Genomic DNA, 26,239 nt, shown 5'->3' on the forward strand with positions numbered 1-26,239 from the left:
CACTCATTTGCAATCTGCTGTAGATCCTCGTTGGGTAGCACAGCAGCTCCAGAAATACCCGACTTTTAGGCAACTGGAAATTCAATTTCTCCCCTTTAGTTCCCTGCCCTTTACAAGGCTACGGTGTACACACAAGTATTAGTGCAGTGTATCTATCCCGCCTCGGAATCAATTCCGAGTCTCATAACGAAAGTCCTTCAAGGGGCGACAAGCGAGTTAAAGTGCTTGCTGTATAAGCTCCATAGCCTTTAAACCTCGCTGATAATATGCTTGCTTATTGCGAATATAACCGACCATTTCTTCGACCCATGCTTGACACTCATGCAAAGCTTCTATCCAATTGAAACCATATAAACCTATCCAAAAATTACTATGCCTTTTTTCAGTTTTACCTTGCTCTTGGGAACGGCAGACATAAGATTGTTGTCGTTGTAATTTAATTTTTTGACCTTGTATCCAAGCACTAGTCATTGCTAAAGCTATTAAAAAAATTAAACGTACAAGTCTATCAGGATTGGCTTGAGAAGCTTCTAGATTGTACCCACCAGTTTTACAATCTTTGAACATCGCTTCAATGCCAAAATGTTGAGCATATATTTTGAGGGCAGTGTTTAAATCAGGTAAATTAGTTAATAAATACCAAGCTTCCTTATCTTGCTTCCCCCTATACTTCCTTTTCCAATAAACAGCTAAATTGAAGCAACCAAAACCTTTTTTTTGAGTAACTTTAACATCAGGATAAAAGGAGCGAATACCAGGATAAATCTCAATGCTACTTAAAGGTTGAAATTTCTGTCTTTTTTGACGAAAAGTAGTATCCTTTTTTTGACGAAATATAAAACTGAGGTTCTGCTTGTGGAGCCACTGTGCTAGTTCGACACTATGGAATTCTCTGTCCCCAATAATTACTAGTTTGTACTTTTTTAATAGTCGAATTACTGGACGTAATACTTTTTGTTGTTCTTCTAGGTTGCTACTACCATCTTTTCCTAGCAGACACCAATATATTGGCCAAGCTCTTTTTTGGTAAATCACACTCACCATCAACACATTATTTTCCTTCCACTGTGTTCTATCCATTGCAATGGTTAATTGTGACCCCAGTTGAAAATGTTGGTTAATTAGGGCTTCAATAATCGGAAACCACAACAATACTACACTTAAGGCATTTAGCGTTAAAAACCTTTGTATATGCCGTCTACGACTATTTTGTTGTATTGGTAATGGTAGTGTCGCTGCCAGTCTTTCTATCTTCACTTGTTTTTGATTTTGTAGTAACCACACCAACATCTTTAGGGTGATTAACTGTGCTTTATTTAGGTATTTTTCTAAAAAATTTTGGTAGAATGATGCCAGCATTATTATGACGGTCTTAATCAAATTACGAGACCGTTCTTTTTTACCATTAAACTGTACCCTACAGATAGTAGCTTAATAACTGTACAGTTCATTCTCAATAAGCACACAAATGTTTCCAGGGGTCTGTGCCTCCCAAACCTTTAGCTTGCAGGGTTTAGAGGCGATTGTCGCCCCTTGAACGAAAGTCCTCTAAAAGAGGACTAATATCATGTTCGGTTAAAGACTTATCATTAAGATCGCAGGGGGGCAGTTCTTGCTGGGAGTAGGGGGAAAGAGGGTTTCCTGGTTTTTGCACAGATGGGCGAATTATAACTAATTAGGCGGACATGATATAAACTAAATTTCTTGTTTAGTCCTCTTTTAGAGGACTTTAACTATCAGCCCGGAACTTTAGTTCCGGGCGGGATATTTGCTCTGTGTAGGACTTTCACTTGAACAGAAATATTGGGTGGGTAGGATTTTTAGAGATGTGTGTACACCGTAGCCTTTATAAGGTGAGGGTTAGGGTGGGGTAAAAAAATATTAGTGGAAATAGTTGCAAGAATTACAGGGTTAACAGTAGAACGAGTGTAACAGTTACAAGCAGAATTACAAGCTGGAAATTAATCAAGGTATTACTGTTTGCACACTACTAACTGCTGTGACTGGAGGTGTAAATCCAGCCAGTTTACCCAACTTTTGGGGTACAAAGTCGGTTTCTTTGCTACCTTGAACCTCAGATAAGTAGCAATCTCGCACCGCCAATAACAAGCCTTTGATGGCATCTTGTCTGCCTGTTTTGACTAAATCATCTGCCTTTTTGAAAAAATGCGATCGCCATTTGCCATCGTTATTGCCATACAATTCGATTAAATACCAACCTGCAAGATATTCAGCTAAAGGGTCAAGACAAAAACGGATTCTATCTTTGGCAGAACCGATAGTTTGAATTAGATGCAAACGTTTTTCCAGATAATTGAGGTGTGCTTCCGGGTCATCAATACCTAAAGCTGCTAATGCCGCAACTGCATCTACACGCTTGGCGGTTCCTGGTTGATAATTTTGCTGCAAGCATTCCCAGGCGATAGCTTTGGCATCTTGATGAACGGTGCGGTCATCAAATTGATTGTCTGTAACATCGCGATTGAGTTCATTGATATAACCCAGCATCAAATTAGGAATATTCTCTGGTAGCGCAGAAATATTAGATGTAATGTCTTTACTGGCGATTAACTGTTCGGCATAAAGTTTAGCTAGCAAGACAGTGATATTATTTTGACCGACCATCAAAGAAAGACGGTTACAAGCGTCAAAAAATTCCTGGTCAGTAAAGCGATCGCGTTTACCTCGCTGCATGAGATAAGCTTCCATAAAGGACGATAGTTTATTCGCCTCAATCCGCAAAGGTTTAATTATCGTCTTATTAACTCGCCCCAGCTTTTCCTCAATTCGGGAAGTAATCACCAATGCATTCACCGGAAACTCTGGCGACTCCGGCTCAATTGCTTCTCGTGTAGTAGCATTCATTTCTGAGAACCGATCTACAATTACTAAAATGCGTTTCTTTCTTAACAAACGTAACAGTAATTCTTGACAAATTGGCTCTGGTTCATCAATTAAAGCTTGCAACTGTCCTCTGATGGCTTCTAAAAGCGGCGACTTACCTTCAGTTACCCGAAATTCTTCTTCCAAAAGCACAGGTAACATCAAGTGTTTGCAGAGTTGTTGGTCTTCAGCCTCAGCCATTGCCCATCCAGCGATTCGACACGCTAAACTGGTTTTACCTACACCCCCTTCTCCACCAATTACTAGACAGCTACGTTGTTTCTCGAAAGTTGAGCGCAAATTCTCATTCATCAGTTGCGGAACTGTTGTACCATCCAGAACAACGGGAATGGGAATATAACAAGCACGACTGCTAACTGTATCCTTTTTGGGAAATTGTTCGCGGGCTGCTTTGATATATTTAGCTACCCATGCATCTAATACTCTCGGATGATAATGAAACCAGCCAACAAATAGCACATATCGCAGAGGTACATTAACGCTGATAAATGGGAGAGAAAAATCTGTGTAGGGTTTGAGGGCGTTGTTAATTTTCAACAACCATAAAGGGGCTAGCCGCAATAGAATTAACCAAATAGAAGGCAATAAGATAACGTAAGCGGCAATTCCCAAGAGTAATTTATGCTTAAATAGCGATTCTAGAACTCTATCAAAAAGGCGAGTTTCTTTTTCTGCTTTCAGGGCATTGAGAGGGCGACGTATCAGCCTAATGTCCGTCTCTGTGAATTTATCTTTGTATTTTTGTATAGTTGCCAATACCTGCTCAAAGTCTGAGATGACTTTCTGCAACTTGGAGGTAGGTAAAGCATTTGCTTTGTCTTGAAAACCTGCCGCTATTCCTCCTAAACCTTTGATAGCACCTAAACGCACGTAAAACTGGTTATCATTCAACAGCGCAATTAAATTCGGGACAGAAGATACTGCTTCTGTACCCATTGCACCCAGAGCGTAGGCAGAATTGTAACGGACAGTGGGGTTATGATCTTTTAAGGCAGCAGTTAATACTGGGACAGCTACTTTTGCTTCTACACCAATTTTTCTGAGGGCAGAAGGAACATAAATGCGAACGAATTGCTCCTTGTCTTGTAATGCCGCCATCAAAGATGGAACTGCTGCTTTGGCTGCTGTACCAATATTTCCTAAAGCTAAAGTAGCGTACAGGCGGACTTGTCCATCCTCATCTTGCAATGCCGTACTTAAGGCTGGAACTGCTGGTGCTGCTTCTGCACCCAAATCTCCTAAAACCGAAGCGGCGTGCCAGCGAAGATTACTATCTTGATTTTTCAACGCTTCAATTAGAGACGGCACTGCTGGGGAACCGATATTAACTAATGCATCTGCTGCAAGGCTGCTGATGTGGGCATCGTTATCTATCAGCTTCTCAATCAGCGGAGAAATTTTGCTGTCAGTAGTCATTTGCGCCCAACTATTGCTAGTGCATAGTAGGAACAGTGTCAGGCATAAGACAACCACCTTGAGCGCACTAAGTAATACTTGTCTGGTATGCTTTGTCATTGAATCGGATTGAATCACCCGATGAACAACTCCAGTCAGAGAAACTATACCTAAGATTGTAATCTAACTGTCAATGTGGGTTAGCGATGTCTACGATGGTCACTGAGCGCAGCCGTTCGCGGAGCGTCTCGTAGAGAAGTGTGGGCTACTCCTACGCACTGGTTCGCCCCTGCTTTGCTCAAGCTTGGTTAGCATGATTTTCTCTCGTTCTGTCAATGCTGTTAGAATCTAGATAAAAATATTAATTCTATAAAGCTAGAAAATATGTACATCCAAATTAAACCAGAACTAGAGCAATTTATTCAGGCACAGCTTGCAAGTGGTAGATTTTCTAATGCAGATGATGTCATCAATGAAGCCTTTAAACTGTTACAAGAAAGAGAGCAACGACTTGAAGAATTACGGCAAAAAATTGCTGTAGGAACTGAACAAATTGCTAAGGGACAAGTAACTGACGGCGAAGTTGTATTTGCCAGATTACAAGAAAAAATTCGTTTAATTGCTGAGGAGTCCTCTGAATGAGTAATTATTCATTTTCAGATGCAGCAATTCGAGATTTAGATGAAATTTGTGAATATATTGCTCGGAGTAGCCCAAAAGCAGCCAGTAAACTTTTTGAGGAGATTCGCTCCAAATGTAAATTAGTAGCGAGTTTCCCTAATATAGGAAAAAGCTATGAAAGGTTTGTACCAAATCTGCGCGGTTTTGTTGTGGATGATTACATTATATTTTACTATCCAAGGGAAGACGGAATTAGTATTACTCGTGTTGCCAGTGGTTATCGAGATTTAGAATCTTTGTTCTGAGATTAATAATTAAACTGTAACTATGTTTTTGTTCTAGTACTTATCGCTCTATTCAGGGGCATAAAACTAACTTATTACAATACAAATACGATACAAGAAAATTGTAGGTTGGGTGGAGGCTTTGCGTAACCCAACATCCTGATATATGTTGGGTTACGCTCCGCTTCACCCAACCTACGTCTACGTCTAATAAACTATTTTGCGTAGATAGTCCACTACGTGCATTTCAAAAATCAAATACTAGTCCTATAGTATTTCAAAATGCTTCAATTATGGAATTAGCATGAAAATTCACATATTAAGTGACTTGCATCTTGAATTTAAACCCTTTAATACTCCTGATATAAATGCGGATATTGTTGTTTTAGCTGGAGATATTGATTTAAGAGAAAGAGGAATTAAATGGGCAATTCAAAACATTCCCAATAAACCAGTGATATATGTATTAGGTAATCATGAATACTATGGGAGTGCTTATCCAAGGCTTGTTGAGAAGCTGAAAGATTATTCATTAGGAACTAATGTTCATGTTCTAGAGAATGATTTAGTTACCATTGAGGGTGTAAATTTTTTAGGTTGTACCTTATGGACTGATTTTAAACTGTTTGGTGAACCACGTATGGCAGGTGTAGAAGCTAGTCAAGTCATGAACGATTATAAGAAAATTAGATTAAGTCCTCAATACTCAAAGTTAAGAACTCTTGACACAACCATAATTTGTAAAAAGTCAGTTAATTGGTTAAAAAATACATTATCTGGCTTGTCTGGTAAAAATGTAATTATCAGTCATCATGCTCCTAGTGCAAAGTCTATACCTTTTCAATATCAAGAAGATATTTTAAGTGCTGCTTATGCTTCAAATCTTGATAATTTAGTTGAGGACTCTGGAGCATTATTATGGATTCATGGCCACATTCACAATCAATTAGATTATCAAATCGGTTTGACTCGCGTTATTTGTAATCCGCGTGGTTATCCAGATGAACCAAATAATTATTTTAATCCAGGATTATCAGTGGAGATTTAATAAATAGTTCAGGAGGTAGGAGGAACCTGCTTTCTAACTCAATACAGTTCAGTTAAGATGATGAAATTACTGAACCATTAACTGGATAACAAAGGCTATATTCAGCATTCAATAGACATCTTGCAAGATGTTGGGGAAAGGTTAAAGGTTAAAGGGGAAGGGAAAATTCCATACCTTTACCCTTTACCCCTTACCCTTTACCCCTCTTCTGCAAGAAGTCTAATGATATGGGTGCATATAGTTATTGATTATGAATCAGCCTACAACCAAATCTTGGCAAGAAGTCCGCGCTGCTTTCAAAAAAATCTGGGGTTATGAAGATTTCCGTCCACCACAGGGAGAAATTGTCAGCAGTTTATTAGCACAAAAAGATGCGCTGATTATTATGCCCACAGGTGGCGGTAAATCGATTTGTTTTCAACTTCCCGCACTGTTACAAACAGGATTAACCTTGGTAGTTTCGCCCTTGGTGGCGCTAATGGAAAACCAAGTACAGGAACTACGAGAAAGCCACCAAAAAGCAGCACTTTTGCATAGTGAATTATCTTCATCTCAACGCCGTGCAACTCTGCAAGCTTTAGAACGTCAACAGCTAAGATTACTGTATTTGTCACCAGAAACTTTACTAAGTGTGCCAGTGTGGGAAAGATTATCTCACCCGCAATTGCAAATTAATGGTTTGATTTTAGATGAAGCTCATTGTTTGGTGCAATGGGGCGATACTTTTCGCCCAGCTTATCGCAGATTAGGGGCGGTGCGTCCGGCATTGCTCAAATCAAAACCACCAGGAACAAAAATTAGTATCGCGGCTTTTACCGCGACTGCTGACCCCTCAGCCCAAAAAATTATTCAAACAGTTTTACAATTACAGCAACCAGAGATTTTTCGCTTGAATCCCTACCGTCCGAACTTGCATCCCAGCGTTCGCATCGCTTGGACACCACGAGGTAGAAAACAACAATTATTAAAGTTTATTCAAAATAGACCGCAACAATCGGGATTAGTTTATGTTCGCACTCGCAGAGATAGCGAAGATTTAGCTGAGTGGTTAGCAGAGATGGGTTATGCAACAGCTAGTTATCATGCGGGATTGGGTGCGACTGAACGCCGTGAAGTAGAAGCAAGCTGGTTAAGTGGTAAAATCCCTTTTGTGGTTTGTACCTGTGCGTTTGGTATGGGGATTAATAAAAGTGACGTTCGCTGGGTAGCCCATTTTCACGCACCACATCTGCTATCTGAATATGTGCAAGAAATAGGCCGGGCTGGAAGGGATGGGAAACCAGCAGAGGCGTTGACATTGGTAAGTGAACCTACGGGGTGGTTAGATTCAGGGGATAAGCAAAGACAGGAGTTTTTTCAAGAACAAATGCGATCGCAACAACAAATAGCGCAGCAACTTGTGAAAAAATTACCAAAACAGGGAGAAGTGAATGCAGTAACGCGACAATTTCCCGAAGGTGCTACAGCATTAGCTTTACTCCATAGCAGCGGCCAGTTAAACTGGCTCGATCCTTTTCATTACACCATTGCTCAAAAAGCCGAAAATCAGCCAGCGACGCAATTACACGCCGCTAAACAAATGCAGCAATACCTAACAACTAAGCAGTGTCGTTGGCAGTTTTTGTTAAATGCCTTTGGTTTTGATAAAGAAGCTGCTAACCTGCGTTGCGGACATTGCGACAATTGCCGCTAAGTTATAGCCGTAGTCACATAGGTTAGGACATAATGACAAGCTTAAATGCTAGGAATAGTAAGCGATCAAATTGTCAACGCAATGCAACAAGCTGGTTTACCAGTGCAATATGTACTTTACAGTGATGAAGGACATGGTTTTGCCAGACCAGAAAATCGCTTGCACTTTTTTGCGATCGCCGAAGAGTTTCTCGCCAAATACTTAGGTGGTAGATTTGAACCTTTGAGAGATATTCAAAATCATTCAGGATTGGAAGGATGTATCCATACAACAACTGATTCCTAATTTCATCAGCTTATGGCTTTGCTAAACCAGAAAATCGCTAAATGTCAAATGGATCTATAATGTTAGGATTTTTTATAAATTCATTTTCATATTCTGTTAATGCTTGTTTAAAATTCTCAGAAGTTATACCGTTAGGACACCTGATAAATTTATAAAATAAATCATCTAAACTGATTAATCTATCTTTTTCAAAAATAAACTGTTTATTTATTGTTAAATTTTCATACTTTGATCTATACTTTGCATCCTTCATATCATTAATAATGATATCAGGAGGATTAGCCTGATACTTTTGCATTGCATCTACTATGACTAAATAATGTTGATTTCTAGGATCTAATTTATATTTCGATAAAGTAAAATTTATTAGTTCAATGGCGTTCATGAGTATATAGCAAATTTAATAAATACATTTGTAGTATAAATAAAATTTGGCTAATGACATATCGTAAATAGACTGAAATTGAGAACTAGAAAAGATACCAAGTAAGCAGGCGAGAAAATTTATAAGTATGTAAATTTAGCACCTACCTTACAAATACATTCTTTCACCGTTTTTACAAAAATAAATATATATTCGTTTGCTCATGTTTACTTACTTTTAGTGCAAAATTCTAAGTATCTTGAGGCGTATATATCAAGGCTTTTACCAGAAGCAATAGCAGCGACAGCACAAGAAACGTGCGCCCTTGCACCTCTTAGATAGCTTCATCTGGTTTACCAATATTATTTATTTTTAATCGAAGTTTATACGTGTGATTTAGCACCCGCTAATGGGAAAACTGAATAAGAGGCACAAGTCAAGCATCTACAATGTGTGTTTGGGGAGTTTAAAAATGATACACATCTTTGATAAGAATCAATTAATTACAGATTTTTCACTAAACTCACTCGAAGCTTTTGCAAAAGCTATTTTATTGGAGATCGCTCGTTGTAGGCTAATAAAAGTAGATAATGAGACTCAAATAGTCTATAAAATTGCTAATTTACTCGAATCAGATGAAGTGCGAGAAAATTTGGCGCTTTTGATAGGTGTAGAATTAGTAAATAGTGAATGGACTGATATAATCAACCTTATAAAAAAAGATTTGCAAACTATCTTGAATACTTTTAGTTTTGATGAGTGGTGTATTTGGTGGTTGCGCTATGAGCTATATGACAATCTTGTAAAAACTTTAGAAGAAATTGATAATAATGAGGTAAAGCTGTTAAACAATACTTGCAAGTCTAACTCTCATTTGTATATTCGATCACCAAATTTGGATACTGCTCAGAGAGTGGTATCTTTGATTAGTTCATATAGTTTACTTGAAAAGACTAATCTAGCATACGTTGACTTACAAAATGCTAATCTCCAAGGAGCAAACTTAAGTGGTATCAATTTTCATGGAGCGAATCTCGAAGGAGCAAACCTACAAAATACTAATCTGAGAGATGCCAACTTGAGTAGAGCTAACCTTCAAAGGTCAAATCTTCAAGGAGCTAGACTGTGGGATACAAACTTAACATATTCTAATTTACAGGGAGCAAATCTGAGTAAAGCTAGTTTGTGGGGTGCAAATTTAGGTGGAGCCAATTTGAAAGGAGCCAATTTAAAGAAAACTAAATTGAAAGAAGTTAACTTCAAAGGAGCCAATTTAGAAGGATGTTTTGAAAGATATGTTCATTCGGTCATCAGACCAGAGCGGAAAGTAAATTCGCGTAAAGAAAGAAAATAAAATTTTATCTATGAAAAGCTAAAATCATTTCTTCTTGCTGCCACTGGGCATTGGGGATAATTTGAGATGCTGGTACTTCGATCGTCACATAAGGCAGATCAAACCCTTCTAGACTATACCCGTCCTCTTCCCCTTCGGGCATGGGGTAATATTCCACAATTTTTGCAACATTTCCTCGCTTTAGATTGTATTCTGGTAAGTCTTGTGCTAAGGCAACTTGAGAGAATAGGGGGTGCTGTACCTTCATGAGTTGGCTCCTTAATCTGGCACTAAGGTGACAAATTTGGTTGTATCGTTTGCAACCATCCAAATGGTTAAGATATTGAGTTCAACGCCATTAATCCCTCGCAGACAACTCACTAATTGCTTTCTCCAGCGTTGAGTATTTGCTCTGCGGTTAGCTGTAATTCTGGGAAAATAGTAGAAGCGATCGCACTATTTCCTACAAATCTGGTTTCTTCATAAAACCCATCAACTAATATCAGTACGGTAACTGTATTTATTTGTGGATCGACAATCCAATATTCAGCAATTCCTCTTTCAGCATACTCAGAACGTTTGTAGCGATAGTCTCGATCCTCGTTAGCTTTGCCAGGAGAAACAACTTCAACAACTAATGCTGGAGGTGGCATATCCAGGGTGATTGTGGATCGCGTTGCACCTTCTAAGGCGGTTGCAAGTTCATCCGTCAGCACAATTAAGTCAGGAATGCGAGTTGTTGCACGAGAACCAGCAACAACAATTTCAACTTTGTTACTCAACCGATTAACTGGAACAAACTTGAGGAAATTTACCAGTAAAAAGAGAGATATCTGGACATTTTTTGGGCTTTCGGGTGGCGTTGCAACTAACTCGCCTGCCACCAGTTCATACTGGCTATCCGTGCCATCGTCATACTTAAAATATTCCTCAAGCGTTAGATGTTTGCCAGCGATCGCGGTCATATCGCATAAAGCAGAGTTGCGTACTGATAGTTTACTTCGATCTGGTAAAATTTTGCAAAGCATCCTGAAGATTTGTTCAGGATGCTTACCACTATCTTTGACCTTGTTTTACCCTCCTTTCCAATTCAGCTTCAGCCTCTTCTATCGACATTAGCTGTGGATTTGGATTGGCGGCGTGCAAGCGATCGACGTATGCGTGAAAAGCTTCAGTGTTGTTAGGATTTTGCAACACGTAAGCTCGTAACTCGGCATCAGTCATATCCACAAAGTTTGGTTGTGTCATTTGGTAAATACCTCTCCATTGGGATAAATTTCTATTTCTATTGTCTCTCCCACCAACATGACTATACGTTTTGTCCGTTCGTCCATTCGCACTAAATTAATTGGTCGAAGTAAATTGCTCATCCTCACCGACATTTGGTAAAAGCTTCGCAATTGTTCTATTGTTGGTTGCAATTTTACCTCATATTCAGTTTTCAATCTTTTATCAAATCATCAAAGCTTACTTAAAATAAAAGCCCGAATGAGATAATTTCAATCGTTTTTGGATTTAATGTTGGCTAATTATTTAAAGCGATCGCTTCCCTAAAATTGCTGCAAAAAACGCAAATCGCTAGCATACAACCGACGAATATCATCGATTTGATGTAACACCATTGCAAAGCGTTCTACACCAAAACCGGCAGCAAACCCTGTATAAACTTCTGGATCGTAACCCACAGACTTAAGTACATTTGGATCGACCATACCGCAGCCCATCACCTCCAGCCAGCGCCCATTCCACTGCAAATCCACTTCAGCCGAAGGTTCAGTAAAGGGGAAATAACTGGCGCGAAAACGAATTGGTAAATCGCCAAATATTGCTTGCAAAAATACTTTAATTGTGCCTTTGAGGTCTGTAAAAGTTAGTCCCTCATCAATGGCTAAAAGTTCTATTTGATGGAAAACTGCCGAGTGAGTCGCGTCTACATTATCTCGCCGATAAACTCGCCCTGGAGCCACAACCCGAATCGGTGGTTCTTCTCTTTCCATGTAACGAATTTGCACTGACGAAGTATGAGTGCGTAAAAGATTGCCATCCGGCAGGTAGAAGGTATCCTGCATATCACGGGCGGGGTGATCTGGCGGGGTGTTGAGAGCCTCGAAATTATAATAATCTGTTTCCATCTCTGGCCCTTGAGCTACCGTGTAGCCCATACCGACAAAGATATCCAGCGCCCGGTCGATAATGCCATTGAGGGGATGAATCCGACCTTGGGGGCTGTAAATTCCCGGCATAGTTACATCCAGAGTTTCTGCCTCTAGCAAAGCTTGAATTTGCGCGGCTTCTAAGGCAGCACGTTGCTGGTCTAGACTAGTTTGCAGGGATTCTTTGACTGTATTGGCGATCGCTCCAATTTTTGGTCGTTCCTCTGCGCTCATCTGCCCCATACTTCGCAACAGCGCCCCCAGTTCCCCTTTTTTACCCAGATAGTTAACTCTGAGTTCCTCCAGACGTTCTAAGGTGTCGGCAGCTGCGATCGCTTTTTCTCCTTCTTGCCGCAGTGCTAAAAGTTGAGCTTCTAAATTGCTAGTCATTAGTTATTAGTCATTGGTCATTAGTCATTAGTCTATAGTCAAAAGCTGTGAACTGGTCGATAAATAAACTTACAGTCATACCATTAACATCAGCTAAAGGTGAGGGTTTCAACCAAACCTCTGTTTATCAGTGATAGACGATTGGGCTAGTACAGCAGGCACGTAAATCCAGCTAACATCTCACTTAACCAGACTTGGGGATTGAGCAACTTGTCTTAAAGGTAAGCAAAATCCCGCCACACACTCTAGTAGTCTGGCAACCCAAAATTGCGCTTGTGAGGGCTGGGGAAAGGGAAAAGGGAATTCATGGTAAGGGATTTAAACCCTTTCCCCCTTCCCCCTTCCCCCGCTTGCGTTCGCTTGGCGAACTACTATTAGTCTGGCAACCCAAAATTGCGCTTGTGAGGGCTGGGAAAAGAAGTTCATCTTAAAGGTTAAAGAAGTAAACATCTTTCCCTTTCCCCCTTGCCCTTAAAAGAGCCAAGTTACGAAAGCGAACTACTAGTGAGTATAAATGTTTTTTGCTGTTTGTGACCTCAGACATTGACAAATGGCTAATAACCAATAACTAATAACTAATAACCAATGACCAATGACTATGAAATTACTAATTAGCAACGACGACGGCGTTTCTGCTTTGGGGATTCGTACCCTAGCCAACTATTTGGCAGAGGCTGGTCATGATGTGAGTGTAGTGTGCCCAGATCGAGAGCGATCGGCAACTGGACACGGGTTAACTTTACACCAACCGATTCGCGCCGAAATTGTTGAAGAGATTTTTCATCCTGCTGTCAAAGCTTGGGCTTGTGATGGTACACCTTCAGATTGCGTCAAATTGGCGCTGTGGGCTTTGCTGGAAACTCCGCCGGATTTGGTTCTCTCTGGTATTAATCAAGGTGCGAATTTGGGAACAGAAATTCTGTATTCTGGCACTGTTTCTGCGGCAATGGAAGGTCTAATTGAAGGTATTCCCAGCATAGCGCTGAGTCTGATGAGTCATACATCTAAAGATTTTCAAGCTGCTGCTAAGTTTGCCACAGTTCTCGTAGACCAGTTAGCCCAAAAACCGCTGCCAGATTTAATGTTGCTCAATGTCAATATTCCTGCGGTCAAATGGGAAGAAATTGCCGGAGTTGCTCTCACCCGTCAAGGATTACGGCATTACATTGATGTGTTTAACAAACGAGTCGATCCTCGTGGAAAAACGTACTACTGGTTAACTGGAGAGGTAATTGAGGATGTAGAACCCCCAAGCGGATTAAATCTGCCTCAAAATGTACCTACAGATGTGGAAGTTGTACGTAAAAATTACATCAGTATTACTCCGTTACAATACAATCTTACTTACGCAACTGGATTAGAGAAATTATCGGAGTGGGAATTCAATTTTCCTTAAATCATTTGATTGATCGGGACAAAAATGAGGTTATTCAAATGCATCACGGAAAAATGTAGGCTATAACGTAGGGGCACTCTTGAAATAACCGATACACATTCACCTCAAAACCTGGAAAATTCTAACAGACGTATTTCATTCACATTTACACAATCAGCCAGAAACAGGATATGCTGTTTTACCAAGAAATCCTCCCTCTAGCAAAATTGGAGAGACAGCATAAACTTAGACAAAATAAGTAACAATTCTTTCATTTATCGCCCGCTCAGTCCAGCAAGCAACACCCATGTCTAGGATAGAGAATCAATTTACCGTACAATTTTGGGGCGTTCGTGGCAGCATCCCCAGCCCAGGGCCACACACTGTTCGTTACGGCGGTAATACCCCTTGCATATCAATGCAAACGGGCGATAAACGCTTAGTTTTCGATGCTGGCACGGGACTACATGTTTTGGGGCAATCTCTGTTGCGCCAAATGCCGTTAGAAGCTCACATATTTTTTACCCACTCTCACTGGGATCATATGCAAGGTTTTCCCTTCTTTACGCCAGGGTTTGTAAAGGGGAATGACTTTCATATTTACGGCGCGATCGCACCTGATGGTTCTACCATAGAACAGCGCCTCAACGATCAAATGTTGCACCCGAACTTTCCTGTACCCTTGCAGATTATGCAAGCCAATTTAAATTTCTACGACATTCGACCGGGGCAACCAATCCACATTGATGAAGTTACTGTAGAAACAGCACCTTTAAATCATCCAGGTGAAGCTGTAGGATATCGCGTCAACTGGCGTGGTGGTGCTGCTACTTACATCACTGATACCGAACATTTTCCCGATCGACTTGATGACAATGTGCTGTGGTTAGCTCGTAATGCTGACATTCTGGTTTACGATTCTACCTACACAGACGAGGAATACCACTCGCCAAAATCCCCGAAAATTGGCTGGGGACATTCTACCTGGCAAGAAGCTGTAAAAGTGGCACAAGCCGCTAACGTCAAAACTCTGGTGATTTACCATCACGACCCAGCGCACGATGACGATTTTTTGGATCGTGTAGGCAAAGAAGCCGCTGAAAAATTTCCTGGTGCGATTATGGCACGGGAAGGATTGGTACTTCAGGTTCCAACCTCAGTTGTCTTATCAGAATCTTTTCCTGTTAGCAAGTTTTCTACCTAAAGATTGCGATCGGAGGAATTAGAGATTTTAGATTAGATTGGTGATCAGAGGCTTTCAGCGCCAGAGCGTCCCTGTTGGCTGTACGGTGAGACAGCGCTGCCCAGAATTGTCACGCCGACCACAGGATTAGGGCGACAACAGGAGGACACACTGGTCATTGGTCATTGGTTATTGGTCATTGGTCATTGGTCATTGGTTATTTACAAATGACAAAGGACAAAGGACAAAGGATAAATGACAAATTGGTACTACAAAAGCTGTCCTCCTTAAGGCGGTTTACTATAGGGTAGCTTCCTGCTGAGAGCTAAAATAAACCTAAAATCTCAGAATCCACGTGCTAAATTTGTCTAAAAATGGGTGTTCTGTGCGGGTTGCTTTTTCTAGCGTTGGGCTACTAACGCCGACTGCTGTTGCCCTTGGCAAGTTTGATGGCGTTCATCTTGGTCATCAAAGGGTAATTCAACCAGTCTTGCACACTGGTGGTCACTTGTCAGGAGCTAGTAATCCGCACTCAAAGGGAAATCAACTGACACAAGAATATACCTATTCAACTGTTGTCACCTTTGACCCCCATCCACAGGAGTTCTTTACAGGGCAACCCCGGACATTGTTAACGCCACTGGATGAAAAAGTCCAACAATTGCGATCGCTTGGGGTAGAACAACTGGTATTACTACCCTTTGACAAAGAATTGTCTGCGTTAACCCCCGAAGAATTTGTCGAAAAAATTCTCGTGCAACAACTGCGATGCCAACGAATTAGCATCGGGCAAGATTTTTGTTTTGGCGAAAAGCGCAGTGGTACTGCTCAAGATTTGCAATTACTCGCCGCCAAGCACAATATTCCCGTTACCATCGTTCCCTTACAAACTTATACAGGTGATTCGTCCACCCAAACCAGTTGCGTCAGTACTACTCCGACTCAAGATGCCCGTATTAGCACTTCATTGATCCGCCAAAACCTTGAGCAGGGAGACATCAAAAACGCAAATCTGTTATTAGGACGCCCTTACACCCTCCTTGGTGATGTCGTTCAAGGTCAACAATTGGGCAGAACAATTGGCTTTCCCACCGCTAACCTCCAACTACCAAAAGAAAAGTTTTTGCCCCGCCAAGGAGTCTACGCTGTCCGTGTTTTCACTCTTGGTGAAACATCTGATACTGTTCCTAGTGAGAACTTGGGCGTCATGAATATCGGTAATCGTCCAACTGTAAACGGTACTTATTCATCTGCGGAAGTACATTTATTCGATTGGTCTGGTGATTTGTATGGCAAAAAACTGGTTGTGCAACTAGTTAAATTTTTGCGCCCCGAACAAAAATTTCCTTCTCTCGAAGCCCTGAAAACACAAATTCAACTTGACTGTGTTGTTGCTAGAGAAGTTTTGAGTGCTGGAGCGGAAAGTTAAAAGTTAGGAGTTAAGAGTTAGGAGTTTGGAGTCATTCAATTTTGGATTTTAGATTTTAGATTTTTATTTCAATCCAAAATTCAAAATTCAAAATCTAAAATTGGCAGAGTTAGGAGTTCTGAGTGGGAACAATGTATTTAGGAAAATTGGGCATTGGGCATTAGGGAAGAATTCTTATAACTCTTAACTCCTAACTCCCAACTCCTAACTCCCAACTCCCAACTCCCCATTACACACTCCCCACTCCCCATTCCCTACAACGCATGAGAGAAAAAATCGACGCTTTAACAAAAAATCTGGCTCTTACCATCGTTGGCAAAGCTGAGGCAATACGCTTGGTGCTAGTAGCATTGCTAGGTGGTGGCCATGCTCTCTTAGAAGATGTTCCTGGTGTTGGTAAAACTCTACTCGCTAAATCCTTAGCTCGCTCGCTGGATGGCAAGTTTCAACGGCTACAATGCACTCCCGATTTACTGCCAACTGATATTACCGGCACCAACATCTGGAACCCAAAAAGCGGCGAATTTACTTTTCTTCCTGGGCCAGTCTTTACTAATGTGCTATTGGCTGATGAAATTAACCGCGCCACACCCCGCACTCAGTCAGCTTTATTGGAAGTTATGGAGGAACATCAGGTAACAGTTGATGGTGTATCTCGTGCAGTTCCTCAGCCCTTCTTTGTAATTGCTACTCAAAACCCTATCGAGTATCAAGGTACTTTTCCCCTGCCGGAAGCACAAATGGATCGGTTTATGTTGTCGCTGAGTTTGGGCTATCCTTCTGAAGCAGAAGAACTCCTGATGCTACAAAATCTCCAAAATGGTGTCAAAGTTGCTGATTTGCAGCCTTGTATTACCTTGGCAGAAGTACAGGAATTGCGTTATCTCTGCTCTCAAGTAAAAGTAGCAACTTCCTTGCAACAATACATTCTCGAATTGGTACGGGCAACACGTCAAGATGAGGAAATCGCCCTTGGTGTCAGTCCCCGTGGCACATTAGCATTACAACGGGCTGCCCAAGCGTTAGCTTTTCTATTAGGGCGTGATTATGCCATTCCCGATGATGTGAAATTTCTTGTCCCTTATGTTCTGTGCCATCGACTTATTCCTAGAGGAGGGCGCAATTCAAGAACTGTTGTTGAGCGATTATTGCGATCGGTTTCTATTCCTTAATGTAAAATGATTTTGACGATCTAAAAAACAGCTATCCCAGGTGGCGGTAACTGCATTTTTTGCTGGGTAAAATATTTTTTTGCGCTTTTATGGTTCATTTTGCGTCAGTAGAGTCAGACATGACTCGCACGCGCACATTGGTGAGGTGTGTATTGTTTACAAACTGAGAGTTCGTAACAGTAGTATCCAAAAACGTAAGAGTGCTGGATACCGATTGATTTATCAACTTGAGTCACCTACAAGTATTTTGCTACTAACGATTTATTCCAATTCTGACCGAGAAGATATTGGTGCAAATGAAATCCGAGATATTGTGGCTAATTTTTCTAGTGAGTCAGGTTATAACTACTAAAATATTTTTCCTTGCATAGTCAGTAGTGCGCTAAATAGATATTTATATTACTGTTGTCAATATAAAAGATGTGTTGCTTGACAAAACCACTTACACAAAATTTGAAACACTGCCGATACTGCGTAAGTCTTATGATTAGCACAAGCGCCACTTTTAAATATTTGGGAATGTGAGGAATGTCAATTTTTGTTAAGCGCAAAATCCGCGATACCTACGGTGGGCTACGTCAACGCCAAGCGCTACAGCCAAGCGCCGAACGTGAATTCAAACGCCAATTTTTCGGTTTACTTCTGGTAATTATAACGTGGAGTTTAGCTATGGGCTGGCTTCTAGCTTTGGCAACTAACGCCCAAAGTGCGACTCCTCCCGCTGAAATTGGCACTGTTGACGTAGTACCTGCACAATACCAATTGGGGCAAGAACTTTATTTAGAAAACTGCTCCAGATGTCACATTGCCATACCGCCAGCCGTTTTACCTACCCAAACTTGGAAAAATATCCTGCAAGACTCGCAGCACTACGGCGCACAACTCCAGCCTTTAGTCGATCCGCAACGCATCTTAGTGTGGAAATATCTTTCGACTTTCTCCCGCGTGCAGCTAGACGATGAAGAAACACCATATCGCCTCAACAACTCGCGTTATTTCAAAGCTTTGCATCCAGGAGTTGAGTTACCACGTCCCATTCAGGTTGGCAGCTGTGTCAGCTGTCATCCCAGTGCTAATGATTACAATTTCCGCCGCCTGACAGCAGAGTGGAAGTGAGGCGTGAGGAGTTAGAAATGAGGAGTTTAAAAATTCATAACTCATAACTCTTAACTCCTAACTCTATTCCCCCACACCCTCTCTGGCCCCATCTGGAGGCAAAATGATACTATGAAGAAAGAGTAAATATAAGATAAGAGTTCAAACCAATCAGTTTATTAAATGATTGGCTAGTTTTTATCCTGCTTTTGAGGTAATTCTCATTTCACACCCATCCACGACCAAGACGTTTGGACTGGGTTAAATGTTTATAATCAATGCCGATCCTTTAATTCCCATCCCCCTTGATTCAGTTCTATAACCTGCCATGCTAAAACTTTTGTTGGGCGACCCCAACGCTCGTAAGCTTAAAAAATACCAACCTTCTGTTACTGAAATTAACCTTTTAGAGGAAGAAATTAAGATTCTTTCCGATGATGAGTTAAAAGGTAAAACCGTCGAATTTAAACAACGGCTCGCTAAAGGCGAAACCCTAGATGACATATTGCCAGAAGCTTACGCCGTTGTTCGGGAAGCAGCACGGCGAGTATTAGGCTTGCGGCATTTTGATGTCCAACTCCTTGGTGGTATTATTTTGCACGTGGGGCAAATTGCCGAGATGAAAACTGGTGAAGGTAAAACACTAGTCGCCACCTTGCCAAGTTACTTAAATGCCCTTACTGGTAAAGGTGTACACGTCATCACCGTAAACGATTACCTAGCTCGTCGGGACGCTGAATGGATGGGACAGGTGCATCGGTTTTTGGGGCTGAGTGTGGGGCTAATTCAGTCAAGCATGACTCCTAGTGAACGCCAGAAAAACTACGACTGCGATATCACTTATGTTACCAACAGCGAGGTCGGCTTCGACTATCTGCGGGATAACATGGCGACATCAATGGCAGATGTGGTACAACGCCCGTTTAATTATTGCGTAATTGACGAGGTGGACTCGATTTTAGTTGATGAGGCGCGGACACCACTGATTATTTCTGGGCAGGTGGAAAGACCTACAGAAAAATATCTGCAAGCTGCTGAAATAGCATTCACACTCAAAAAAGACGAGCATTACGAAGTGGATGAAAAAGCTCGCAACGTGCTATTGACAGATGAAGGGTTTGCGGAATCGGAAAATCTTTTAGGAGTCACAGATTTATTTGACCCAGAAGATCCTTGGGCGCACTTCATTTTCAATGCAATTAAAGCCAAGGAACTTTTCCTCAAAGATGTAAATTACATCGTCCGCAACGGTGAAGTAGTAATTGTGGATGAATTTACTGGTCGAGTATTAGCTGGGCGGCGTTGGAGTGATGGATTACACCAGGCCATTGAAGCGAAAGAACGCGTAGAGATTCAGCCAGAAACTCAAACTCTCGCGACAATTACTTACCAAAATATGTTTTTGCTGTATCCAAAACTCGGTGGAATGACAGGAACAGCAAAAACCGAAGAACCAGAATTTGAAAAAATTTACAAACTTGAAGTTGCGGTAATTCCCACCAACCGCGATCGCAGACGCGAAGATTTGTCTGATATGGTGTTCAAGACAGAAGCAGGCAAGTGGGGGGCGATCGCCAGAGAATGTGCCGAAATGCACCAACTCGGCAGACCTGTCTTAGTGGGAACCACTAGTGTAGAAAAATCCGAACTTCTCAGTCGGCTATTGAAGGAATTGGCAATTCCTCACGAATTACTTAACGCCCGACCGGAAAACGTTGAACGTGAAGCGGAAATCGTCGCCCAAGCTGGACGAAAAGGTGCTGTTACTATTGCTACCAATATGGCTGGTAGAGGTACAGACATAATTTTGGGTGGTAACTCCGAATATATGGCGCGTCTGAAGCTGCGAGAATACTTTATGCCCCGGATCGTCATGCCAGAAGATGAAGATGCCTTTGGCGTGCAAAGAGCAGCCGGATTGCCTACAGGACATGGTGGTGGTCAAGGCTTTGTCCCTGGTAAAAAAGTCAAAACTTGGCGAGCTTCGCCAGAAATTTTCCCGACTCAGTTGACAAAAGAAACAGAAAAACTACTCAAAGATGCAGTAGAAATTGCCGTGCGTGAGTATGGTGAACGCAGTTTACCGGAACTGGAAGCTGAAGACAAGGTAGCTGTAGCCGCAGAAAAAGCTCCCATTGATGACCCTGTGATTCAGAAATTGCGGGAAGCTTATAAGCAAATTAAGCAGGAATACGAACAATTTACCGACCGAGAGCATAATGAAGTAGTAGGACTCGGTGGTTTGCACGTCATTGGTACAGAACGCCACGAATCACGCCGGATTGATAACCAGTTGCGCGGACGTGCCGGACGACAAGGCGACCCTGGTTCCACAAGATTCTTCCTGAGTTTAGAAGATAACTTACTGCGGATTTTTGGTGGCGATCGCGTCGCTGGGTTAATGAATGCTTTCCAAGTGGAAGAAGATATGCCCATCGAATCTGGAATGCTTACCCGGAGTTTGGAAGGCGCACAGAAAAAAGTTGAAACCTACTACTATGACATTCGGAAGCAGGTATTTGAGTATGACGAGGTGATGAATAATCAACGTCGTGCTATTTATGCTGAACGTCGCCGAGTTTTAGAAGGTCAAGATTTGAAAGAACAGGTGATTAAATACGCTGAAAAAACGATGGATGACATCGTTGACTACTATATCAACGTAGACTTACCCTCGGAAGAGTGGGAGTTAGAAAAGTTGGTTGAGAAAGTCAAAGAATTCGTCTATCTGCTAGCGGATTTACAAGCTAGTCAATTAGAAGATATTACAGTCAACGAGATTAAAGCCTTCCTCCACGAACAGGTACGAATTGCTTACGATCTCAAAGAAGCGCAGATTGACCAAGTTCAACCCGGACTGATGCGCCAAGCGGAACGTTTCTTTATCTTGCAACGCATTGATACTCTGTGGCGGGAACACCTGCAACAAATGGATGCCTTGCGCGAATCGGTGGGATTACGTGGTTATGGGCAAAAAGACCCGCTCATTGAGTATAAGAGCGAGGGGTATGAATTGTTCTTGGATATGATGGTTAACATCCGCCGAGACGTTGTTTACTCGTTATTCATGTTCCAGCCACAGCCGCAACCGGTAGTGCAGGCTTCGTCTGAGATGGTGTAGTAAGGAATATATTACGCAGAGACGCAAAGGCGCAGGGAGTGCTTTTGCGTCTTTGTGTTTAAGCCATCTCTCAAAAATATTTTGTTTTCAGGAGTTTGCTCAAACGGGTAAGCTGATACTACCAAGTCTTCAGGGTAAGCAAATGGGGCAAGTAATACCAATTTGAAAAAATAATGCGACAAATAGACTATTTGTAGAGACGCGATTCATCGCGTCTTTACCCAAGGATGTGTTGCAATCATTAATTGAACTGGTATAAGTAAGTCGGTGTAATAAAATCAACCAATGTAAAGAAAAGTAAATAAGACTTAAACTCTTTCTCCCCCTGTCCCCTGTCCCCTGCCTTAGCCCAACAATAATTATTTACGCCGACCTACTTATATAGTTACCCTTACTATCACAAATCGAATCGATCGAGTTCTAGCAGAACGAGGTTTTATTTCTTCGGGTTTCTCGGCTACCTACTTAGCATTCCATTCAGATCGGTACAAAATTGATTTATGGGAACCCTAAGTCATTAGGTATGCAAATGATTTTGTGATTTTGCACCCTGACAGATAAGCATTAAATAAATACAAATAAATAGCTATAAAAATGAATGGTTTTAAACTCAGAGTACCCTTTTTACAGTTGTCATAAAACCAAGAGATAGAAGACCATGCTTGTTCTCCACTGGTAAGTCTTACCATTGAGTTAAGTTCATTAGTAAAAGGAAAGTTACCTGCAAATACAGCACGATCAATTCAATAATTTATGCAAATCTTTTTTAACTGTATTTTTAACATTCATCTATAGCCAAATACAGCTATTTTTAATGAGTTTTTACAGGCAGAATTGCATTATCTATTGCTGTTATCTGGGCTGACTTTTCAGAAGCTTTGAACTCAAAAACAAGCATGGTCAGTGAGCAACGTTGAAGTGTCACTTTTACCTACTGTCTTATACTACTATGTGGTATAAGATAGAGGTATAGAAATATTTATAAGAAGCTTTTATGGACATTGCCCATAAAAGTTACCTACAATCTGGTTATGCAAGCTTTAGGAAGCTGTTGCAGATGTATTGGCAGATGCAATAGCTTTATCACCATCAGTAATAGCGCCAGCAAGAGCGGCACTAAGAGCACCTGAAATCTCAGCGGAAATACCGGATTTGTCTACTTTATAACTGCTCTTCTTAGCAGTGGAATAACTACGTGCGTAAGCAGATGCAACTCCCCCTTGTACTTGACTAAGATCGGAAGCTTCATCTTCACAAAAACTGAGATCGAAAATTCTTAATCGTTCCATAAAAAAGCTCTCTTTGAAAAACGAACGTATTGCTGAAAGTTTTTGAGAACTTTCAGCAATTTTTCTATCTAAAATGCACTGTAGTACACTGTAGGACTAAGGCATATTTAGCCAGCAGAAGAACTAGATGAACCGACACTAGCAGATAGGCTGTATTTCTTGGAGACAGCAACGGTGCTAGTAGAAATGCTGGTGATAGCGATGTTTTTACCAAAAGCGAATGCTTTTGAATTAGCATCTGCAAAAGCTATTCCACCTTGAACATTCTCATTTTCAAGAACGGTTTCTACATGAGAAAGATCGTTGATAATCATGATTTTACTTTCCTAAGAATTAGTAAGGTCAACTTGTTTGTGGTCGTACCACTACAACTTGTTTTTTAGTGGCATACAAAGAATAGCACTATTAGAATTCGATGAATAGTAGTTTTACGTAAATTTTCTTTTGCAAAGTAAAAAACATTCTACTATCAAGTTACTGACACTATATAGGATGAAAAACTTTTTTGGAAAGTACTTTGCTATGTACTATCAAGCTATTTACAACGTCTAGTATTTAGAGGTCGTTTTAAAAGTGTTTCGATATGAGTTTAAGGACTTTTAATCCCCCTAATCCCAAGCCTATTTCATTCGAGCTATTAAGGATATTGTCAACAACATGTAGGAATCCACTTTGATTTGGAGAAGAATAGGGAATAGGGAAGAAGGAATAAATGTGTACTGAGTTTTTTCAGGCAATCAAATACGAGTCCTATAGGCAGTAAATGCGGGGAAGTTAGTAATCGAAAAATTACTATCTCAAAGAGTCAATTTCAATGCGTTAGCGTTGGCGTAGCCTCTCGTAGAGAAGCCTTGCCGTTTGCGTTCGCGTTAGCGTCTCTGGAAGAGAAGCGTCTCTGACAGGAGAAGGCATCACTATTTTCTTGTGCAATCAGATTTTTGATTCACCTGATTTTTTGCTTAAAACGTTTCTAAATCAGCACCTTTTAGGACATGAAACAGCCTTCCTTGCCCTAACCCATCAGGGGTGTTTCATGTCCTTTATTGGTATCAGTAAACTTCAGCTAAAACTCCTTTAATATCTCGTTTCCAGTCAGAGGCTAGAAATGCTGCCTCTCATTAAACATTCCCACTCTCCGACAGCCAATGAGATAAACTGCTAAAAGCTTTAACCTTAAGTTGACACCAATGTAAGTCCTTGCACCTCTACAAATCTAAAAATAGTTTAGGATAATTTATTTTTTGCAAGTCCCTAAAAAAGAAGGATAGTAAGATTTAAAGCCTCTCTCTTTTTAGAATAGATGTTGCAAATAAGTCTAAGGATAGATTGACAATATATTTGTTCGTCGAATTTATCCTGCCTTCGTAGCAAACTGGTTATAATTATCTTCCATCTCCCTCAGAAATGAAATTCTCATTTACACAGTATTTATATGGGACGTGTTCGTTCTAAATCTGACTTACCTACAAAAATCTGTCCGGTATGTCAACGTCCTTTCACATGGCGTAAAAAGTGGCAAGATTGTTGGGACGATGTGAAATACTGCTCAGAACGTTGTCGTCGTCGCCGTTCTGAAGCTCAAAATGAAACCAACCGCGATACAGACGCAAATAGCGCAAGAGATTAATGGAGTTACAGGTGCAACCTAAATTAATTATTCATGGCGGGGCTGGTAGTTCTCTCCACGGTAAAGGAGGATTAGAGGCGGTGCGCCGATCGCTCCATACAGTAATAGAAGAAGTTTATTCTCTGCTATTGTCAGGAGCAACTGCCTCAGAGGCAGTGGTGCAGGGTTGTTTAATGCTCGAAGACAACCCCCGTTTTAATGCTGGTACTGGTTCAGTATTGCAATCCGATGGACAAATCCGTATGAGTGCTTCTCTGATGGATGGTGCATCAGGGCGGTTTAGTGGTGTGATTAATATCTCGCGGGTGAAAAATCCGATTGATTTAGCGCAATTTTTACAAAGCTCCCCAGACCGAGTGCTATCAGATTTCGGTTCGGCTGAGTTGGCGCGAGAAATGCAAATTCCCAGCTATAACGCTTTAACTGATTTGCGGTTACAAGAGTGGATACAAGAGCGCCAGGATAATTTTAAAAGCGCAATGGCAGGCGTAGTAGCAGAACCCGAACTGCTAGAAACCAGCAATGCCGGACGCGGTACCATCGGTGTAGTAGCTTTAGATGCATCTGGTAAGTTAGCTGCTGGCACTTCTACTGGTGGTAAGGGATTTGAGCGGATTGGTAGGGTAAGTGATTCGGCGATGCCAGCAGGTAATTATGCTACTAGTAATGCTGGTGTTAGCTGTACTGGCATTGGTGAAGATATTATCGATGAGTGTTTAGCCGCACGGATTGTGGTACGTGTCACTGATGGGATGTCACTGAAGGAGGCAATGCAGCGTTCCTTTGGGGAAGCCCACGAGAACAAACGCGATTTGGGAGCGATCGCCTTAGATGCTAGTGGAGCGATCGCTTGGGGGAAAACTAGCGAAATCTTACTCGCCGCCTACCACGATGGCGAAAAAATTGGTGATACTTTGGAATGGACTGGCAACGAACTGATCGGCTATTGTTGAATCAGTTTCAGCGCTTCGGCTAAAATTTCTTGCTGGTCAACCATTGCAGCTAATTGTTCGGCTTCATAACGCCCTTCAAAAGCTTCTAGCGCCGCTCTTTTCAGTGCCACTTGATATCCTTGTTCTAGAATATCGATTAATTCTGCTTGATTCAAGTAAAAGCCACCGGATTTGCGGCGCTTGTTTATTTTGTTGATTTCCCGCACTGTATTTTCTATTGAAACATCCCAAGAGCGAGTAGAACGTTTTTCGGCCATTTGTTTAATTAAATGGATGAGCAGAATCACACCATAACTATCAATTTTATTGATTTTGTCACTGAGGCTCATTTCTTCTAACTCATCCACCAACAGCAACGCCTCATGGATTTTGCCTTGTTCTAGAAATTGCCTAAGTTCTAGCAGTTCTTCCATGTATGTTATGTGTTGAGATTTTGGCTATACTACTAATCTAGCTAGATTAGACATCTAGCAAAAATCGTGGTTTCTAGTCTAAAACCACAGATCGAGCGCGATTAACACCGAT

26 protein-coding genes are annotated in these 26,239 nt (G+C 41.3%); 15 read left to right on the forward strand and 11 right to left on the reverse strand.

From position 1 onward, the window contains the following. Positions 1-216 precede the first annotated feature (216 nt). Both ACR5KR_RS34695 and ACR5KR_RS34700 read right to left on the reverse strand, forming a co-directional pair. Entirely contained in the window at positions 217-1,359 is a 1,143-nt protein-coding gene (locus ACR5KR_RS34695) for an IS4 family transposase (protein WP_448269946.1), read from the reverse strand. A 606-nt stretch (positions 1,360-1,965) separates the two neighbouring features. Continuing rightward, positions 1,966-4,320: a HEAT repeat domain-containing protein gene (locus ACR5KR_RS34700; protein WP_448269948.1), complete on the reverse strand. Its 2,355-nt coding sequence runs from the start codon at positions 4,318-4,320 to the stop codon at positions 1,966-1,968. 363 nt (positions 4,321-4,683) lie between these two features. On the opposite strand from ACR5KR_RS34700, the gene ACR5KR_RS34705 reads away from it, so the two are divergent. From ACR5KR_RS34705 to ACR5KR_RS34725, 5 genes are all read left to right on the forward strand, one after another. Further along, positions 4,684-4,941: a type II toxin-antitoxin system ParD family antitoxin gene (locus tag ACR5KR_RS34705; protein WP_445629671.1), complete on the forward strand. Its 258-nt coding sequence runs from the start codon at positions 4,684-4,686 to the stop codon at positions 4,939-4,941. After that, positions 4,938-5,225 (forward strand): type II toxin-antitoxin system RelE/ParE family toxin, encoded by a 288-nt coding sequence (locus tag ACR5KR_RS34710; RefSeq protein ID WP_448269951.1) that lies wholly within the window; start codon positions 4,938-4,940, stop codon positions 5,223-5,225. Before ACR5KR_RS34705 ends, ACR5KR_RS34710 begins: the two co-directional genes overlap by 4 nt. Before the next feature lie 283 nt (positions 5,226-5,508). Then, the gene (locus tag ACR5KR_RS34715) at positions 5,509-6,252 is read left to right on the forward strand and encodes a metallophosphoesterase (RefSeq protein ID WP_448269953.1); all 744 of its coding nucleotides are present in this window, start codon (positions 5,509-5,511) and stop codon (positions 6,250-6,252) included. Between the two features lie 250 nt (positions 6,253-6,502). Further along, a complete protein-coding gene (locus ACR5KR_RS34720) occupies positions 6,503-7,945 on the forward strand; it encodes a RecQ family ATP-dependent DNA helicase (protein WP_448269955.1) in 1,443 nt (480 codons plus the stop codon). Between the two features lie 45 nt (positions 7,946-7,990). Continuing rightward, on the forward strand, positions 7,991-8,230 hold the full coding sequence (locus ACR5KR_RS34725) for an alpha/beta hydrolase family protein (protein WP_448269957.1): 240 nt from the start codon (positions 7,991-7,993) through the stop codon (positions 8,228-8,230). 37 nt (positions 8,231-8,267) lie between these two features. Here the strand turns inward: ACR5KR_RS34725 and ACR5KR_RS34730 are convergent, their stop codons facing one another. Further along, on the reverse strand, positions 8,268-8,615 hold the full coding sequence (locus ACR5KR_RS34730; protein ID WP_448269959.1) for a hypothetical protein: 348 nt from the start codon (positions 8,613-8,615) through the stop codon (positions 8,268-8,270). A gap of 451 nt (positions 8,616-9,066) precedes the next feature. Here ACR5KR_RS34730 and ACR5KR_RS34735 point away from each other — a divergent pair, with 451 nt between their 5' ends. After that, a complete protein-coding gene (locus ACR5KR_RS34735) occupies positions 9,067-9,948 on the forward strand; it encodes a pentapeptide repeat-containing protein (protein WP_448269961.1) in 882 nt (293 codons plus the stop codon). 4 nt (positions 9,949-9,952) lie between these two features. On the opposite strand, the gene ACR5KR_RS34740 is transcribed toward ACR5KR_RS34735, so the two are convergent. The 5 genes from ACR5KR_RS34740 to pheS all read right to left on the reverse strand — a co-directional run bounded on the left by ACR5KR_RS34740 (position 9,953) and on the right by pheS (position 12,470). Further along, positions 9,953-10,195 carry a DUF4926 domain-containing protein gene (locus tag ACR5KR_RS34740; RefSeq protein ID WP_448269963.1) on the reverse strand — a complete coding sequence of 81 codons (243 nt, stop codon included), beginning with the start codon at positions 10,193-10,195 and terminating at the stop codon, positions 9,953-9,955. Between the two features lie 112 nt (positions 10,196-10,307). Next, entirely contained in the window at positions 10,308-10,892 is a 585-nt protein-coding gene (locus tag ACR5KR_RS34745) for a Uma2 family endonuclease (RefSeq protein ID WP_448270422.1), read from the reverse strand. Positions 10,893-10,983: 91 nt separating this feature from the next. Beyond that, on the reverse strand, positions 10,984-11,175 hold the full coding sequence (locus ACR5KR_RS34750) for a DUF6887 family protein (RefSeq protein ID WP_334937599.1): 192 nt from the start codon (positions 11,173-11,175) through the stop codon (positions 10,984-10,986). Further along, positions 11,172-11,348 (reverse strand): DUF6888 family protein, encoded by a 177-nt coding sequence (locus tag ACR5KR_RS34755; RefSeq protein WP_448270424.1) that lies wholly within the window; start codon positions 11,346-11,348, stop codon positions 11,172-11,174. The genes ACR5KR_RS34750 and ACR5KR_RS34755 overlap by 4 nt, the downstream gene beginning before the upstream one ends. A gap of 129 nt (positions 11,349-11,477) precedes the next feature. Beyond that, complete coding sequence (gene pheS, locus ACR5KR_RS34760; protein WP_229490194.1) at positions 11,478-12,470, reverse strand: phenylalanine--tRNA ligase subunit alpha; 993 nt, start codon at positions 12,468-12,470, stop codon at positions 11,478-11,480. A gap of 598 nt (positions 12,471-13,068) precedes the next feature. Between pheS and surE the strand changes: the two genes are divergently transcribed. The 7 genes from surE (at position 13,069) to secA (ending at position 21,845) form a co-directional block, all read left to right on the forward strand. Continuing rightward, positions 13,069-13,866 carry a 5'/3'-nucleotidase SurE gene (gene surE, locus ACR5KR_RS34765; protein ID WP_448270426.1) on the forward strand — a complete coding sequence of 266 codons (798 nt, stop codon included), beginning with the start codon at positions 13,069-13,071 and terminating at the stop codon, positions 13,864-13,866. A 286-nt stretch (positions 13,867-14,152) separates the two neighbouring features. Continuing rightward, complete coding sequence (locus ACR5KR_RS34770) at positions 14,153-15,049, forward strand: MBL fold metallo-hydrolase (protein ID WP_448269966.1); 897 nt, start codon at positions 14,153-14,155, stop codon at positions 15,047-15,049. Between the two features lie 334 nt (positions 15,050-15,383). Continuing rightward, on the forward strand, positions 15,384-16,457 hold the full coding sequence (locus ACR5KR_RS34775; protein WP_448269967.1) for a bifunctional riboflavin kinase/FAD synthetase: 1,074 nt from the start codon (positions 15,384-15,386) through the stop codon (positions 16,455-16,457). A 263-nt stretch (positions 16,458-16,720) separates the two neighbouring features. Continuing rightward, positions 16,721-17,629, forward strand: coding sequence for an AAA family ATPase (locus ACR5KR_RS34780; protein ID WP_448269969.1), 909 nt, complete (start codon positions 16,721-16,723; stop codon positions 17,627-17,629). A 145-nt stretch (positions 17,630-17,774) separates the two neighbouring features. Then, positions 17,775-17,981: a type II toxin-antitoxin system RelE/ParE family toxin gene (locus ACR5KR_RS34785; RefSeq protein WP_445629682.1), complete on the forward strand. Its 207-nt coding sequence runs from the start codon at positions 17,775-17,777 to the stop codon at positions 17,979-17,981. A gap of 176 nt (positions 17,982-18,157) precedes the next feature. Continuing rightward, positions 18,158-18,745, forward strand: coding sequence for a cytochrome C (locus ACR5KR_RS34790; RefSeq protein WP_445629683.1), 588 nt, complete (start codon positions 18,158-18,160; stop codon positions 18,743-18,745). A 307-nt stretch (positions 18,746-19,052) separates the two neighbouring features. Further along, positions 19,053-21,845, forward strand: coding sequence for a preprotein translocase subunit SecA (gene secA, locus ACR5KR_RS34795; RefSeq protein ID WP_445629684.1), 2,793 nt, complete (start codon positions 19,053-19,055; stop codon positions 21,843-21,845). Between the two features lie 1,040 nt (positions 21,846-22,885). On the opposite strand, the gene ACR5KR_RS34800 is transcribed toward secA, so the two are convergent. Together ACR5KR_RS34800 and ACR5KR_RS34805 are read right to left on the reverse strand one after the other, a co-directional pair. Then, positions 22,886-23,134 carry a hypothetical protein gene (locus ACR5KR_RS34800; RefSeq protein WP_445629685.1) on the reverse strand — a complete coding sequence of 83 codons (249 nt, stop codon included), beginning with the start codon at positions 23,132-23,134 and terminating at the stop codon, positions 22,886-22,888. 107 nt (positions 23,135-23,241) lie between these two features. Beyond that, positions 23,242-23,448, reverse strand: a complete 207-nt coding sequence (locus ACR5KR_RS34805; protein ID WP_445629686.1) for a hypothetical protein — start codon at positions 23,446-23,448, stop codon at positions 23,242-23,244. A gap of 1,118 nt (positions 23,449-24,566) precedes the next feature. On the opposite strand from ACR5KR_RS34805, the gene ACR5KR_RS34810 reads away from it, so the two are divergent. Together ACR5KR_RS34810 and ACR5KR_RS34815 are read left to right on the forward strand one after the other, a co-directional pair. Beyond that, positions 24,567-24,761, forward strand: coding sequence for a DUF2256 domain-containing protein (locus ACR5KR_RS34810; RefSeq protein ID WP_289799005.1), 195 nt, complete (start codon positions 24,567-24,569; stop codon positions 24,759-24,761). After that, on the forward strand, positions 24,761-25,714 hold the full coding sequence (locus tag ACR5KR_RS34815) for an isoaspartyl peptidase/L-asparaginase (RefSeq protein WP_445629687.1): 954 nt from the start codon (positions 24,761-24,763) through the stop codon (positions 25,712-25,714). Before ACR5KR_RS34810 ends, ACR5KR_RS34815 begins: the two co-directional genes overlap by 1 nt. On the opposite strand, the gene ACR5KR_RS34820 is transcribed toward ACR5KR_RS34815, so the two are convergent. After that, a complete protein-coding gene (locus ACR5KR_RS34820; protein WP_448269972.1) occupies positions 25,705-26,127 on the reverse strand; it encodes a DUF29 family protein in 423 nt (140 codons plus the stop codon). The two genes, ACR5KR_RS34815 and ACR5KR_RS34820, sit on opposite strands and share 10 nt — an antisense overlap. Positions 26,128-26,239 lie beyond the last annotated feature (112 nt).

The organism is Nostoc sp. DSM 114159 (assembly GCF_053470285.1).